We start from the raw sequence: 14,605 nt of genomic DNA on the forward strand, positions 1-14,605 counted from the left end.
TGGAGTGGAAGGAATCCAGCTCGATGGGGGGGACTCTGCCCGGCGCGTGCTCAGGCGGCGGGGAAGAGCGCGTCGGCGTTCACCAGCACCAGCCGCAGCGCGGCCACTTCCACCGGGTCCGTTTCGGGCGCGCTGCGCTCCAGCGCGTTCAGCGTGCCGGTGGCGCCCGCGATGGCGTTGCGCACCGCGGCCGCGTCGCCCGAGCGCACGGCGTTGCCCAGCGCGGCGAAGGTGGCGTCCACGCCCTGGATCGCGCCGCCGGTGCCCAGGGTGGGGATCACGCGGCCGCGCGCGTCGTCCACCGCCAGCGCGAGCCCGGCCTTGAAGTCGAACGCGGCCGCGGTGACTTCGCCGGCGGGCTTCGCGGGCGGGGCCAGCGGCGTGGTGGGGGTGTCGGCGCAGGCGGCCAGCCCTGCGGCGACGAGAGGGACTGCCAGGGGACTTCGCTTCATGGCAACCTCCGCGGGTGGATGGGAGCCTCGCACGCGAACGTGGACGCGGTGTACGCGCGGCGGCCGATTCGGTGCGGCCGGAAGCCTGCCTGGCGTGCGCTCCGCGACGGAAGGTAAGCGGGGCTGCCGCGCTCGGCGGGCGGTGCGGGAGAGGGCCTGCCCGGTGTGGGGAGATCGGTCCGGCGCATCCCCGAACCGGCGGGTAATTGGCATTCTAGACGTGAACAGTCGTTCCGCAACAACTGTTTTTCATCCCCGAACCCATCATCTTTTCAGCCCTCAATCGGATCGCATCATCCTCCATAGTCTCCGCTCTGAATCGGCGGGAGATATAGATCAAGGGCGGAATTTCGCAGGAAGATAGACGGAAGATGCAGGTGGGCGCGGAGAGGCCGCGTCACGATCACGCCGCGGCATTCCGGCCGCCGGAGAGCCCGATGTCCCCGGCGGCACGTCAAGTTGCGTGATGTGTACGAGCCGGGAGCGGACACTTTGTCCAGCGCCCTCCCGGCCGGCCGTCGATCACCTCGCCAACGGCTTCGGCGAATCTCCCTTCACCGCAGCGGCAGCCAGTACGTCACCTTCAGCGCGAGGAAGTTGTCGCCGGGGGCGTCGAGGGTCTCCAGCAGCGAGCGGGGGCCCACGTGGGCGATGCGGTCGCGGTCGCCGGAGCGGTCCTGCTGCCAGACCAGGTACAGCGTGCTCCCCGGCCGCCACTCCCAGCGCAGCACCGCGTTGCTGCGGAACGAGCGCACGTTGAAGTCGTCCACCGTGCGGCTCTGCCCGTCGAAGCGTACCTCGGTGGACGTGCCGGTGCGGAGAACGCGCGTGGTGTCGCCGTCCAGCGGGCGCAGGGCGAAGGCGCGGGCGGCGGGGAGATCGCCGAAGTCGTGGTAGCGCCCGCTGCTGGCGAACGGCTCGGCGTACAGCTCCAGCGACAGGTCGGGCGTGAACAGGTACGTCAGCCGGAAGTCGGCCAGGAACTCGCTGCGGTCCACCGCCGCGAACACGTACGTCCGCCCGAACGTTGCCGCCGGGCCGCCGTCGAAGGTGGCCACGTACTGGCGCGTGGAGGTGTAGCGCAGGTAGTTGGGCTCCACGGAGAGCTGCCAGCGCGGCGCGGGGCGCACGGAGAGGCGCCCGCTCAGCCGGTAGGTGACGGCGCGCTGGTCGTTCATCCCGTAGTAGACGCGGCCGCGCCACTGCAGCCGCGCCGCCGCGCTGTTCTGCAGCAGCCCGATCATCGCCCACGACCCCGGCGCCCCGGCCAGCGGCCCGCCGCGGGTGAGCGTCTGGCTCTGCACGGGAAAGGTGCGGAAGGCGGTGAAGGTGGTGCGCCAGAAGTTCTTCAGTGTCGCCTCGGCGTCGAACCACAGCTCCCCGTCCGTCATCACCCCGCCGCCGTTCCACTGGGCCACGGGGGTCACGTAGGTGGCCCAGCGGCGGAAGGGCCCGCGCGGCGTGGTCTCGCGGTAGCGCAGCTCGCCGTACACCTGGCGGAAGTCGGCGGAGGATTGCGACCCCGCGTCGTTCAGCTCGAAGCCGGCCGAGCGCAGGTCGCCGGCCACGGTCCACAGCCAGTGGCGGCCGCTGATCTTCTGCGCGGCCAGCGAGGCGGTGTAGCCGGAAAGCGTGGTGAGCGAGGGATCGTAGGTGACGTAGTCGGCGTCCGGGCGCTGGAGGTAGCGCGCGCTGGAGCGCTGGATGCGCAGGATGGCCAGCGAATCGCCCGCCACGTGGCTGAAGCCCAGCGCGCCGGTCACCTCGTACGTCCCCCCGCCCAGCCGCAGGTCCCAGTCCGCCGCGCCGGTGAGCGCGTCGCGGTCCAGCCGCGCCGCCAGCGGCGACCCGTCGCCGATGCCCCGGTGCACGCCGGTGAGGATGACGCCCGCCGTCGACCCCGTTTTCCCCAGCTCCTGCTGCAGCCGGACCACGCCGTAGCCCGTCGGCGGCTCGACTTCGACGCGCCCGAACTCCCCCGTCTCCGCGTCGAAGGTGCGCGCCCGCTCGCGCGCCGTGACCGCGCCCAGCACGCCGACGGAGAGGCCGCTGGGGAGGCGGCCGGTAAGCTTCGCCGCGCCCAGGATGGTGCTGTTGGAGGGACGATCGACGAAATCGCCGTCGGCCAGCCCGTGTGGCGCCGCGCCGATGCGGCGCGAGTAGAAGTATCCCGCGCCGCCGCCGGAAAGAAGGCCGCTTCCCTCGGTGAAGAAGGGCCGCTTCTCGGAGAAGAAGGTTTCGAAGGCGGAAAGGTTCACCTCCGCCGGATCCGCCTCCACCTGCCCGAAGTCGGGGTTCACGGTGGCGTCCAGCGTCAGGTTGGGCCCCAGCCCCAGCTTCAGGTCGGCGCCGGCGCGCACCGTCTCCTCGCGCGGCGAGTGGAAGGGGTCGGCCGCGTCCACGCCCTGGCTGAACGACGCGCCGGTGGCCACGTACGGCGACAGCTCCACCCGCCGCCCGGGGCGCACCCCCGCGATCCCGTCCAGCTCCCCGAAGCGCGACGCCCACGCGGAGACGGACTTGGGGACGACGATCCAGTAGTCGTCCTCCTCCTTCTGCGGCATCCACCGCCGCACGTTCAGCCCCCACGCCTGCGCGTCGCCCGGGTTGAAGCGCAGCTGCGAGAGGGGGATGCGCATCTCCGCCGTCCACCCGGCGCTGTCGCGCGCCACCCGCGCCTCCCACACGGGGTCGAACTGCGTGTCGCCGTCGTCGCTGTCGCGGGGGTGATACAGGTCGGTGCGCGTTCCGGCGGCGGTCACGCCGAAGGTGTAGGCGGTGCGGCGGTCGTGGTAGGTGTCCAGGGAAATGGCGATGAACTCGGCCGCGTCGGTCACGTCGCGGCGGCTGACCGGCGCCTGGATGCGCCCCGGCTCGCCCGACGCCATCCGCGCGCCCACGTACAGCGCGCGGTCGTCGTACACGAAGCGGACCTCGGTGCGCTCGGTCGCCGGCGTCCCCTCCCTCGGCTCCTTCTGCCAGAAGCCGGTGAGCACCGGCGCCGCCGCCCACGCCCCGTCGTCCAGCCGCCCGTCCAGCGCGGGCGCGCGCCCGTCGATCCTCATCGCCGCCGCGCGCTTCGGCGCCGTCGCGGCGGCGGTGTCGGCGTGGGCGGGGGATGGCGTCTCCTGCGCGTCCGCCAGCGCCGGGGGGAGGAGCAGGGGGATGAAGAGCGCCAGGGAGATGGGGAGCGCGGCGCGGCTCATGGCTGGCTCCGCGCCAGCCAGATGGCCACGCGCGAGCGGTCGCCGTCGCTGGCGATGCCGCGCATGGTGTCGAGCAGCGCCGCCCGCACCTCGCCGTCGCCCAGGTGCGCGGCGGGAACGGACATCAGCACCCGCGACTTGTCGCCGTCGCTGGCGATGGAGCGCGCGGTGCGGATCGCGGCGACCACCACGTCGCGGCGGGCGCCGGAGCGCGTGAGGGCGGCGATCAGCACGCGCGACTTGTCGCCGTCGCTGGCGATGCGGCGCGTGGCCGCGAAGAAGGCCTCGCGCACGGCCGCGTCGGCCAGCGGGTCGCGCGCGGCGGCGCGGACCAGCAGCGACGACTTGTCGCCGTCGCTGGCGATGCGCGCCGAGGCCTCGAGCATCGCCGCCATCTCCTCGGCGCGGATCGCCGGGCGCTCCAGCAGCGTGGCCAGCACGGAGCGCTTGTCGCCGTCGCTGGCGATGCGGCGGCCGGCCTCCTCCAGCGCCTCGGCGGTGTCGCCGGGGCGCAGGCCGGGCTGGCGCAGCAGCGCGGTGAAGTACGCGCGCTTCGCCCCGTCGCTGCTTATGCGGCGCGTCTCCTCCAGCACCGCCGCGGTCCCGCCGCGGCGGTAGATGCGGGCCACGCGCGCCTCGGCGTTCACCCCGCTCTCGCGCACCAGCTCGAGCATCGCCGCGCGGATCCACGCCTCGTCGCCCTCGCCCGGCGCCGTCTCGCGCCCGTCGCGGAAGAAGCGCCGGCGCACGCCGCCGCCGTCGTCGCGGTATTCCACGCGGCGGTCCGGCGCGCCGGGGCGCTCCTCCTCCATCACCAGCCGCCCGCCGGGGCCGACGTACGCCAGCTGGTCGTCGTCGCCGAAGCGCAGCTCGCCGTTCACGTCGATCGTCATCCGCCGCCCGTCGTCGATCACCTCCGAGTGCATGCGCGTCCGCATCTGCCCCGCCGCGGGCCCGGCCAGCGCGAGCACCCCCAGCATCGCCGCCCCGATCGACCGCATTCGCATCGCATCCTCCCAATCAGGTGGTGTCCCTCTGCTGATATTTCAGCACTTGAGACCGGCTGCCGCTCGCTCGTCCAACGATCCCCGGGTTCTGATACCGGATCTGGTAATCATCTGTGCGTAGCAAACGCATGGAGAGACGCCATCCTGAGGCCGGCCACACCGTCGTTGCCCCCACACGATCGGTTGCAGGCCGAAGGATCTGTGGGCGAGGTCGCACGTGCGCTTCCGGATTGCACGATCGATCTCCGAAATCGGTATCACCCTCTCATCTTCTTCAAATGCAGAAGAATCAGCACTTGCGGCGAAAGGACGGGGGAGACGGGCGAACCCGTCTCCCCCGTCCCGCTACTGCGTGAACTCGCGGAGAATGCGGGCCATCCAGGCGCGCCCCTCCGGCTCGAACGCCACGGCGCGCCCGGCCACGGTGTACGTGCCGCGCGGCCCGCTCGCGGTGGGCACCATCTCGGCGCGCCGCGTGATCCCGTTGCGCGTCTCCTCCACCACCAGCCGCCCGCCGCGCCGGATCTCGCGGATGTCGGCCGCGTCGGAGCCGCGGACCACGTCGCGCGAGGTGATGGTCACATGGCGGCCGTCGTCGCTGGTCAGCGAGATGTCGGAGTTCCAGACGCCGTCGCTGTCGTGGTCGTGGATGGTGGTGGTCGTGGTCTGCGACCCGGCCGCGCTCGCCGCCGGCTGCGCGGCCGCCGCGGGCCCGAGCAGAGCCGAGAGCGCCATCGCCCGGTCGCCCGAGTCGGCGATGGGGCGCGCCGCGGCCAGGTACGCGTCGCGCGCCGAACCCTCCACGCGCTGGCGCGAGGCGGCCGCCAGCAGCACGTCGCGCCGGTCGCCGGACGACGGAATCGACGCGGACGCATTCAGCGCCGCCGTCAGCGCCTCGCGCGGGAGGCCGGGGCGGCTGACGACGTGCAGGAGGATGTCGCGCCGGTCGCCGCTGCTGGGGATCGCGCCGGTCGCGCCCACCACCTCCACCAGCTGCGCCGCGCCGAGCGACGGGCGCGAGAGCACGGCCAGCAGCACGTCGCGCCGGTCGCCGCCGCTCGCCATCGCCGCCGTCGAAGAGATCACCCCCGACACCGCCTCGGGCTGCTCGCCGGCGCGCGCGAGCACGGCCAGCAGCACCTCGCGCTGGTCGCCCGACGACATGGTCCGCGCGGCGCCGAAGAAGGCGGTGCGCACGCTGGCCGGCTGCAGCGGGTAGCGCCGCGTGAACTCCTTCAGCACCGAGCCCCGATCGCCGCTGGAGCCGATCGTCGACGCCGAGCGCAGCAGGAGCGCCAGGTCGCCCGTTCCCACGTCGGGGCGGCGCAGCACCGCCAGCAGCACCGCCGCCTTGTCGCCCGACGAGGCGATGCCGTCGGCCGCGCGGATCACGTCGGCGTATCCCCCGCCCTCCTGCAGCATCTCCGCCATCTTCGCGGGCGGCACGTTCAACTCGCGCGCGAAGTACGTCACCTTCTCGTTGAACTCCTGCACCCCGCCGGCGGTCGCGCCCGCGGCCGCCGCCGGCGCGTTCGGGACGGGAGCCGCCGCCGTCCCTCCCGTCGCCGCGGAAGCGGGAGCCGGCGGAGCGGGCGAGCCCGCGGGCGCCGCGCCGCCGGCCGGAAGCGCGCGGTCCAGCATCTCCCGCACGTTCCCCGCGATGCGCGCCACCACGCCCTTCGGCCTGGCCTCGGGCATCACCGCCGGCGCCGGCACGCCGGAGACCAGCGCCGCGGCGGGCGTCCCCGCGGCGGCATGCGGCTCCGCCACGCGCAGGGCGGCGAGCGGCACCACCGCCGCCGCGGCCACCACCAGCGCCGCGAAGCCCAGCCCGCGGCTCACCCCGCCGCGCGCGGTGGCGCCGTCCAGGATCGCCAGCAGGCGGCCCTCGAACTGCGACCGGCGCGCCATCGCCAGCGCGGCCGCGGGGCCCTCGGCCTGGCCCAGCGAGCGGACGATGTCCAGCAGGTGGTCGGCGTACGCCACCGGCCGCGTGCCGATGGAAAGCACCGCGTCGTCGCAGGCGTGCTCGCGCTCCTCGCGCATGCGGCGCGCGGCCATCCACACCAGCGGGTGGAACCAGAACAGCGCCAGCGACAGGTGCGCGATCCACTGCGTGAGCGGGTCCCACCGGCGCACGTGCGCCAGCTCGTGCGCCAGTACCACGGTGCGGCGCTCCTCGTCCCAGTCCTCCGCCTCCGCGGGAAGGAGAACCACGGGGCGCACGATTCCCCACGTCATCGGCACCACCGCGTGCGCCTCGCGCAGCAGCGTCACCACGCGCCCCACGCGCAGCCGCCGCGCCAGCCGGTCGGCGATGCGCACCCATCCCTCGTCGGTGATCTCCGTCGCCCGCCGCTCCATCCACCACACGCGCCCCAGCCCGTAGCCCAGGCGGAGGACGAGCAGCACCCCGCCCGCGCACCACACCGCCATCAGCGCCGTCTTCCAGTCGAACGGCGTTGCGGGAGATGAGGATGAAAGAGAGGGGGATGATGAAGACGACGGAGATACGGCGCCCGCGGCGGCCGGTCCGGCGCCCACGGGGGATGCGGGATGCGCGGCGGTAGATGCCGACGCATCGGCGCGGGGATGCGCGGCGGCGATGGGAGAAGATGCCGTCGCGGGCGACGCCACGAACGCCGCCGCCGGCCGCAGCGGCGCGGGGACGGGGACCACGCGCCACGCCGGCAGCAGCCGCGTGACGGCCGGCAGCGCCAGCATCGACGCCAGCGCGACCACCCACACCAGGTGCCGCGCGGCGGCCGAGCGGCGCCGCATCAGCCGCGTGGCCGCCAGCGCGGCGACGAGGACGAGGGTGCCCTTCGCGGCGGCGTCCGCCAGCACCGCGAACACGGAGGCCAGCTGCAGCGCGCTCATTCGCCCTCCTCCTCGCCGCGGGCACGGGCGATCAGCACGGCCAGGCGCTCCAGTTCGGCGGCCGAGGGCTTCTGCTCCTCGAGCAGCGCGTTCACCACCTGCTCGGTGCTCCCTCCGAAGAAGGTGCGCACCACGTCGCGCAGCGCCGTGGTGCGGGCGCGGCTGCGCGGCGTGGTGGGAAGGTACACGTAGCGCTTGCCGTCCAGCTCGTGCTTCAGGCGCCCGCGCTCCTCCAGCAGCCGCAGCGCCGCGCGCACCGCCGAGTACGTGGGCGGATCGGGGATCTCGTCCATTACCTCCGCCGCGGTGGCCTTCCCGCGCCGGTAGATGATCTCCATGATCTGGCGCTCGCGGCGGCTGAGCCCGGCCAGGTTGGTCGCTTCGGGCATGCGGCGGACGGGGTGCGGAGTGCGGAGGGGGCCTGTGGGCGCGGCGGTTCGGCGGAAGATGGTGCCTCCCCCCAGCGCGCCCGGCGGAAGTGCGGAAAAATCCGCACATGCTGAATTATCAGCACGTGCACGCCGGGTGTCAAGGGTGATGTGCGGGCGGCGATTGAAACGTGGATGCGCTGGAATTTGGCGCCATGAAGCCAGGGAGATAGTCGTGAGCACCCGTGCACACAAGTCACTGTGCGGAAGATATCATCGGTCCAAAGCTTGCTCGTGACGAGTCCGTTGCCATCCGATCTGGCATACAACGATGACCGTCACGGTCCTAATCTGTGCTCTTCACACCTCCGTCGAACTGGAAAGATGAGCGACCCCGATCCGCAGACTTACCCGGAGCGCGTACTCATCAGCTATAGCCACGACTCAGCAGAGCATCGTGAGCGCGTACTCGCGCTTGCAGCACGACTCAGAGGTGATGGCGTGTTCGTGATGCTCGACCAGTACGATCCGCATCCGTCCATAGGGTGGCCCCAGTGGATGCGGCGCGAGATCGCTAAGGCCACGCACGTACTAGTAGTCTGCACCGAGACCTATTTGCGTCGTGTGAACCTCGACGAATCGCCCGATCGCGGGCTGGGAGCAACCTGGGAAGGAACCCTCATTATTCTAGAGACATACGCGAGCCAAGGGCACAATGATAAGTTCATTCCCATTGTGTTCTCCTCTGCGGCTCAACCGTTCGTCCCCGACTTTCTTCAGGGTGCAACACGCTACGATGTTAGTAGCGAAGATGGATACGATGCTCTATACGCCCGATTGACTGGGCAGCGCCTCGTTGCAGTGCCGCCGCTTGGGCCCAGGCGTAAGGTAGGTGTAGCGGCCAGGGAGGAGGGGTTGGAATCACCAGTTCGTCCCAGCAACGCGGCGCCCATACCTGTGGCAACCGATCTAATGCTGATCGAAGCCAAGGAAACGACGCAATTCATTCCGGTGATGCGGATTCGGGAGCAAGGCGACCGGGTAGAGTTCACGCTCGTCCCGCAGAACGCGGATATAACCGCATTTTTAAGCGAGTTGAAGGACCGTTGGGGGAAAACGCGGGTGTGGGTAGCATACGGCGACTCAGCGCATTCAGGCAGCGTGGAGGCGGCAGATCGCGTACGCGACTCTCTGGGTGAACGGTGGATTGTTAGCGTAGTTGTTGATGAGGGAAGCCGAGGCTCCAGCATGGAAATAGCTACTTCGGGTAAGTCGGCCGATGAAATAGCGGAACTGCGTGCCCGGCGAATCCTGTTGAACGAAAAGCCTCCTGCCGATGTCGCTCGCTGGGGGCAAGTTGACTCCATGCTTGAAACGCTCGTCCAAGGTGTCGGGGCCGGCCGTTCACTTGTCGAGTCCCCTCTCTTGCCGCTTTATCGTCAACATGGGTCCAACCCGCGACTCTTCCTTGCAGCCGCGCGCCTAGCTGCCGTGCTGGAACTACGGCGAACGGAGACAGTGGCGCACGTACTGGAACTGATTTTTCAAATGGAAGACCCACGGCGGCTTTATGTTCGTTTCAGGGGCCGACGTAGAAAGATCTACACGAACATGCCCGCCTATGAAATGGCGTTCGAAGGAGTATGTCCTCTTTCATGAAGCCCAGAGCAGTCTAAAACGTGTTTCGGAGCAGCAACAAAACGCCGTAAGTCGCAATCTGCAGCGACTTACGGCATTGCCCCCGGAGGATTCGAACCTCCACCAAAGGTTCCAAAGACCTTTGTGCTGCCCTTACACCAGGGGGCACCACATCACGCGTTCATCAGATCGTGCAGACTGCAACGAACAGCGCCCAGCACCAATCCGGTTCGGGGAGATGGCCGCGTTGGTCCTGCACGCAGCCGGGGACGGGCCGCGGCGACCATCGCCGAGCGCCCCACCCCCATGAAGGAGGTAAAGATACACCGTTGAGCCGCTTACCGGCAGGGGTGGCGAAGCGAGCGAAGCCAACCGAATCGCGCAGCCCATCGCATCGGCACCGCGGCGCTTCTACGGCGTCGCGGCGATCAGCCTGGGCGCCGCGGCGTCGCTCGTGAAGCTGAGCGCGGCGGCGTACCACTGCCCGTCGATCTTCCTCCAGACCAGGAGATACTTGCCCATGTCCAGCAGATCCCCGCCGTTGGCGCGCAGAACGATGCGGTTCACGCCCGTTTCATAGGCCAGATCGCCCGATTGGGCCATGGTGAGCCCCGCGGGCGTGCCGGCGAGCTCGCGCACCCCGAGCGACGTGAAGTACAGCCGGTAGAGCGCACCGATGGCCGCCCGCCCGTTGACCTGGGGCGATCCCCCGGCCTGGATGACGCCGTCCTCGGCCCAGAACGCGAGCGCCCGGTCGGCGTCCAGCGCGGCCTCCGCCTGCTGCAGCCCCGCGCTGCGCGCGTGCAGGGCGTCGCTCGCCGCACCGGCCGCGGGATACGGCGCGACAGCGGGGCCGCTGCCGGGGCCTGCGCAGCCCAGCGCCGCGGCCGCCGTGAGCACGGCGACGGTCCTGATCATGGAGGGGAACATGGTTTTTCTGCGGGTGGCAGGCGGGAAAGGGCTGTCATGGCGACAGCGCAGGGCCACGAGAGATGCACGGACGCTCGCGGCAGCCCCGGCGGAGCGCCGCGCCGACCACCGGGAACGCGGCAATGGCCTGAGGGGGGTGACGCACATGCCGAGCCGCGAACGGCCCCGGAGGGAGCCCGGGCGTAACCAGATCGGGCGTCCGGACCAGCTTCGGGCCCGCCGCCCCCGCGGGCGCGACGCCGAGCCTTCTCCAACAACCGGGGGCGAGACCACGATCGGTCTCGCCCCCGTTTTCCATCTCCTCCCGAACGAATTTCAGCGCGTGCATCCGGGGTCCGGCCGGCGGGTCACCCGTCCGTGCGCGTTACATCGGTGGTGGAGCGGTCCGACTTCTACCGCTTCTTGTTCGCGGGCGCGTTGTGGCCGGGCCGGAAGTTGATGAGCTCCAGCGCGCGGCCGTGCTCGCCGGCGGTCATCTCCACGGCGTTTCCGTGCTGCGTCAGCTGCGGCGAAACATAGGGCTTCTTGTCCATGTTCTCTCGCTTTCTCGGACCGGGGCGCGGAGCCCCGGCGTGGTGGGTTGGTGTACGATGCGAGTGGCCCGCCGGCCGGACCCCGGACGTCCTCCGTCACTTTGCCTCATCTTCGCCCCTCGCGGTGAGGGGGCGTCAGGCCGCCACCGCGGCCGGTGCGCGCACGAGCGCTTCCCATCGTCCCGCGCGCACCGCCAGCCAGGTTTCCAGCGCCAGCGAGCAGAGGAGGAGCGGAAGGCTGCGCACCTCGCCCTGGCGCGCCTGCCCGGTCGCGGCGCGGAGCGCGTCGGCGCGGACCCAGCCGCGGCGCGCGATCTCCGGGTCGCGCAGGAGCGCCTCGAGGCGCGCGCGCTCGCGGTGCAGCGCCCACAGGAGGCGCGCGTCGATGCCGCCCTTCCCGCGCCGCGTGCGGATCTCCTCGGGAAGAATCCCCCGCATCGCCTCGCGCAGCACGTGCTTGCCGCCGCGGGGGCGGATGCGCAGCGGCGGCGGAAGGCGAAGGGAGTGCTCCACCAGCGGGCGATGCAGGAAGGGGTAGCGCATCTCGATCCCGTCCTGGAACGGGCCGCGCTCCACGAAGGCCGGCAGCAGCGCCAGCTCCGTCGCGATCTGGTGCGCGAAGAAGCTTCCTCCGCGCGGGACGGCGAGCTGGCGCACCGCCGGGAGCCGTCGCCCGATCTCCATCCGGCGGCCGAATCCCGCGTCCAGCCACTCGGGGAGCTGCTCGTCCGCGCGGGCGCGGCGCGCCTGCAGCCAGGTGGGGAGAAACGGGTGGATGCCGTGGCGCCCCAGCCCCGTCCAGAACGACTGCCGCGCAGCGACGGAGAAGCGCACCAGCTCGCGCATCGCGGTCCGCATGTGGCCGGCGGCGATCAGGTCGGTGATGAAGCCCAGGCTTCCGGCGAGATAGTGGTCCGATCCCTGGCCCGAAAGGAGCACGCGCCCGCCGGCGCCTCGCACCCGGGCCACCATCTCCCGGTCGCGCGCCCAGAACGGGTAGTGCGGCCGCGGCTCGTCCGTGCGCGGCGGGGGCGAGCCGTCGTCCTGCCACGCCCACGGGTCGATCACCGTCTCGTTGCGCAGCCCCCAGCGGCGCACCACCGCGTCCGAGTACTTCCGCTCGTCGCCATCCCCCAGCGTCTCGACCAGCGTCACCGTCCCGGCGACGCCCGGCCCGCGCCCGGACTCCGCCAGCGTCTGCGCGACGCAGACGACGGACGAGGAATCCAGCCCGCCGGAGAGCTGCGACCACACGGGGACGCCGCCCTCCGTGCGGACGCGAACCGCCTCCTCCAGCAAGCCGCGGAACGTCTCCGTCGCCGCGCGCTCGTCCGCCGTCTCCGTGGGCGCGAAGTCGGCGGCGGACCAGAAGCGGCGGCGGGAGATGGAGCCGTCGCGCCACGCCAGCACCTCGCCCGGGGCGACCGCCTCCACGCCCGTCCACACCGTGCGGACGGGGGACACGGCGCCGCCCACGAGGAAATCGGCGATCCACTCCTCGTCGAGATCACCGCCGCGGGCCAGCGCGTCCGCGCGGGAGGCGAGGAGGAGCGCGCCGCCCCGTCTCGTGACGAACAGCGCCTTCACCCCGAACGGGTCGCGGATGGCCGTAAGCGTGCGGCGATCCCCATCCCACAGCACCAGCGCGAAGTCGCCCAGCAGCGCGTCCAGGCACCCCGCGCCGCGCGCCGCGTACGCCGCCAGCACCAGTTCGATGTCTGGCGCCCGGTCCCCGCGGACGCCGCCCCATCCCGCCACCTCGCCGCGGTTGTCCAGCCGCACGTCGCCGGCGGCGAGGAGCGCGCCGCGGCGGGCCAGGAGCGGGCGCAGCGCGTCGGGCTCGGTGCTCGCGGCGGCCGCAAAGGCACCGTCATCTACCCAAGCCGTCACGTCCCCCGCCGCGGCGATGCCGGTGGGGAGCCACGCCCGGAGGTCGGGAGACACCCCGGCTCCCGATGCCGCGCAGGCGAAGTGGTTCACGCCGCCACCTCGGGGAGCGCGCGGAACTTCTCCACCGTCTCCTGGTCCTCGTTCACCGGCCGGCCGTCCAGCTCCACCCAGGCGTGCGCGTAGAACGGGTACACCTGCACGCCGATGCGCAGCTCGGCGGGCGCGCCGCGGCGGCGGAGCAGCACGAACAGCGCGAGCGACTGCTCCAGGCACACCGCCCGCCCGGGGAAGAACGCCGCCGCGACCGCGACGTGGTACGCCGCGCGCTCTACCTCGTCCGGCGCGAGCCCCGGCCCGGACGCGGCCGACGCCCGGCGCCGCGCCCACGCCACCGCGCGCCCGAATCCGCGCGCCTTCAGGCACGCGCGCACCGCGAGCAGCTCCAGCGCGCACCGCGCCACCGACGGCGTCCTCATCCGCGCACCACCAGCTTCCTGGCCGCCAGCTCGCCCAGCAGCCGCGCGGCGTCCGTGGCGAGCGTCTCGCGCGGGGCGTCGTACTCGTCGAAGAGCCGGTCCGCGAGCGCGGCGGCCGTGGGGTGCGCCGGAAGGAGCTCCCAGATGCGCGTGCCCACCTCGTCCAGCCCGAAATACTCGCCCTGCACCGGATCCAGCAGGACGGTGCGGTCGCCTTCCGCCGCGGAGACGACGTGCTCCGCGCGGCGGAAAGGCGCGTCCAGCGGTGCGGGCGCTGCGCCCTCGCGATTCTTCTTGAGCCAGCCGAGCATGGCAGAGTGGTCCAGGTGAGATCCCCGACTCGCAAAGCGGAAAAAGCACAAAGCGTCGGGTGATGTACCCCTCCGTCAGAGGATAAAACAAACCCGAGGCACGCACAATGGAACATCTGTGAGCGTTCGGCGGGCCCTCTGGAGAGGCGGGATCTGGCTCGGCGGAGATGGATCGCGCAGATTCCGCGGACCGGGCAGCGACATCACGAAATGGGGGGACGGATGAAGACGATCGCGACGATTGGCTACGAGGGCGCGACCATGCCGCGCTTCCTGGAAGCGCTCCGCGAGGGGAAGGTGGAGATGGTGGTGGACGTGCGCGCCGTGACCAGCTCGCGCCGGCCGGGCTTCTCCAAGAACGCGCTGGCGGCGCACCTGGGCGAGGTGGGGATCGACTACCTGCATCTCCGCGCGCTGGGCACGCCGGCGGACGGGCGGGCCGCGGCGCGCGCCGGGCGCTTCGACGAGCTGCGCGCCATCTTCACCGAGCACATGGCGACCACCGACGCGCAGGTCGCCCTCGAATCGCTGGCGGAGATCGTGCGCGCCGGCCGCCGCGTCTGCCTCCTCTGCTACGAAGCCGACCCCGCGCACTGCCACCGCAGCATGGTCGCCGAGGCGCTGGCCGAGCGCGTCTCCGTCCGCGTCGACGATCTCGCCCCCGCGCCGCCGGAGTAAAGCGCAGGGGACAGGGGACCAGGGGACCAGGGGACCAGGGGACCAGGGAAGGTGCGGTGACCGTCACGCACCGCAATGAGTGCCCACCACTAGATGACGTCATCCTGAGTCGAACACCGCGCTGCGCGCGACCACGGAGGATGAAAGGACAGTGGTCGTGAGCGCTGATGCCACAGAATGAGCGGATCAGCCTCGCGCAGTTTGCGAGGCTTCCCGTAGTTGTTGCTGCGACTTCA

At 71.7% G+C, this 14,605-nt stretch carries 12 protein-coding genes and 1 tRNA gene; 2 read left to right on the top strand and 11 right to left on the bottom strand.

Annotated features, from left to right (window positions below):
• Positions 1–50: 50 nt before the first annotated feature.
• From VLK66_RS16845 to VLK66_RS16865, 5 genes are all read right to left on the bottom strand, one after another.
• Positions 51–452: a hypothetical protein gene (locus tag VLK66_RS16845; protein WP_325310616.1), complete on the bottom strand. Its 402-nt coding sequence runs from the start codon at positions 450–452 to the stop codon at positions 51–53.
• Positions 453–1,006: 554 nt separating this feature from the next.
• A complete protein-coding gene (locus VLK66_RS16850) occupies positions 1,007–3,658 on the bottom strand; it encodes a DUF5916 domain-containing protein (protein ID WP_325310617.1) in 2,652 nt (883 codons plus the stop codon).
• Positions 3,655–4,665 (bottom strand): hypothetical protein, encoded by a 1,011-nt coding sequence (locus VLK66_RS16855; RefSeq protein WP_325310618.1) that lies wholly within the window; start codon positions 4,663–4,665, stop codon positions 3,655–3,657. Before VLK66_RS16855 ends, VLK66_RS16850 begins: the two co-directional genes overlap by 4 nt.
• A 345-nt stretch (positions 4,666–5,010) precedes the next feature.
• Positions 5,011–7,545, bottom strand: a complete 2,535-nt coding sequence (locus VLK66_RS16860) for a M56 family metallopeptidase (protein ID WP_325310619.1) — start codon at positions 7,543–7,545, stop codon at positions 5,011–5,013.
• On the bottom strand, positions 7,542–7,934 hold the full coding sequence (locus VLK66_RS16865) for a BlaI/MecI/CopY family transcriptional regulator (RefSeq protein ID WP_325310620.1): 393 nt from the start codon (positions 7,932–7,934) through the stop codon (positions 7,542–7,544). The genes VLK66_RS16860 and VLK66_RS16865 overlap by 4 nt, the downstream gene beginning before the upstream one ends.
• Before the next feature lie 363 nt (positions 7,935–8,297).
• On the opposite strand from VLK66_RS16865, the gene VLK66_RS16870 reads away from it, so the two are divergent.
• A complete protein-coding gene (locus tag VLK66_RS16870) occupies positions 8,298–9,572 on the top strand; it encodes an SEFIR domain-containing protein (RefSeq protein WP_325310621.1) in 1,275 nt (424 codons plus the stop codon).
• A 76-nt stretch (positions 9,573–9,648) separates the two neighbouring features.
• Here VLK66_RS16870 and VLK66_RS16875 read toward each other — a convergent pair.
• The 6 genes from VLK66_RS16875 to VLK66_RS16900 form a co-directional block, all read right to left on the bottom strand.
• Positions 9,649–9,719, bottom strand: a tRNA-Gln gene (locus VLK66_RS16875).
• Positions 9,720–9,962: 243 nt separating this feature from the next.
• The gene (locus tag VLK66_RS16880; protein WP_325310622.1) at positions 9,963–10,469 is read right to left on the bottom strand and encodes a nuclear transport factor 2 family protein; all 507 of its coding nucleotides are present in this window, start codon (positions 10,467–10,469) and stop codon (positions 9,963–9,965) included.
• Positions 10,470–10,873: 404 nt separating this feature from the next.
• The gene (locus VLK66_RS16885; protein ID WP_325310623.1) at positions 10,874–11,014 is read right to left on the bottom strand and encodes a hypothetical protein; all 141 of its coding nucleotides are present in this window, start codon (positions 11,012–11,014) and stop codon (positions 10,874–10,876) included.
• A gap of 135 nt (positions 11,015–11,149) precedes the next feature.
• Positions 11,150–12,958, bottom strand: a complete 1,809-nt coding sequence (locus VLK66_RS16890; RefSeq protein ID WP_325310624.1) for an asparagine synthetase B family protein — start codon at positions 12,956–12,958, stop codon at positions 11,150–11,152.
• Between the two features lie 32 nt (positions 12,959–12,990).
• Positions 12,991–13,380: a lasso peptide biosynthesis B2 protein gene (locus VLK66_RS16895; protein WP_325310625.1), complete on the bottom strand. Its 390-nt coding sequence runs from the start codon at positions 13,378–13,380 to the stop codon at positions 12,991–12,993.
• The gene (locus tag VLK66_RS16900; RefSeq protein ID WP_325310626.1) at positions 13,377–13,691 is read right to left on the bottom strand and encodes a PqqD family protein; all 315 of its coding nucleotides are present in this window, start codon (positions 13,689–13,691) and stop codon (positions 13,377–13,379) included. The genes VLK66_RS16895 and VLK66_RS16900 overlap by 4 nt, the downstream gene beginning before the upstream one ends.
• Before the next feature lie 222 nt (positions 13,692–13,913).
• Here VLK66_RS16900 and VLK66_RS16905 point away from each other — a divergent pair, with 222 nt between their 5' ends.
• Positions 13,914–14,369, top strand: a complete 456-nt coding sequence (locus VLK66_RS16905) for a DUF488 domain-containing protein (RefSeq protein ID WP_325310627.1) — start codon at positions 13,914–13,916, stop codon at positions 14,367–14,369.
• Positions 14,370–14,605 lie beyond the last annotated feature (236 nt).

This window comes from Longimicrobium sp. (assembly GCF_035474595.1).
Classification (GTDB): Bacteria; Gemmatimonadota; Gemmatimonadetes; order Longimicrobiales; family Longimicrobiaceae; genus Longimicrobium.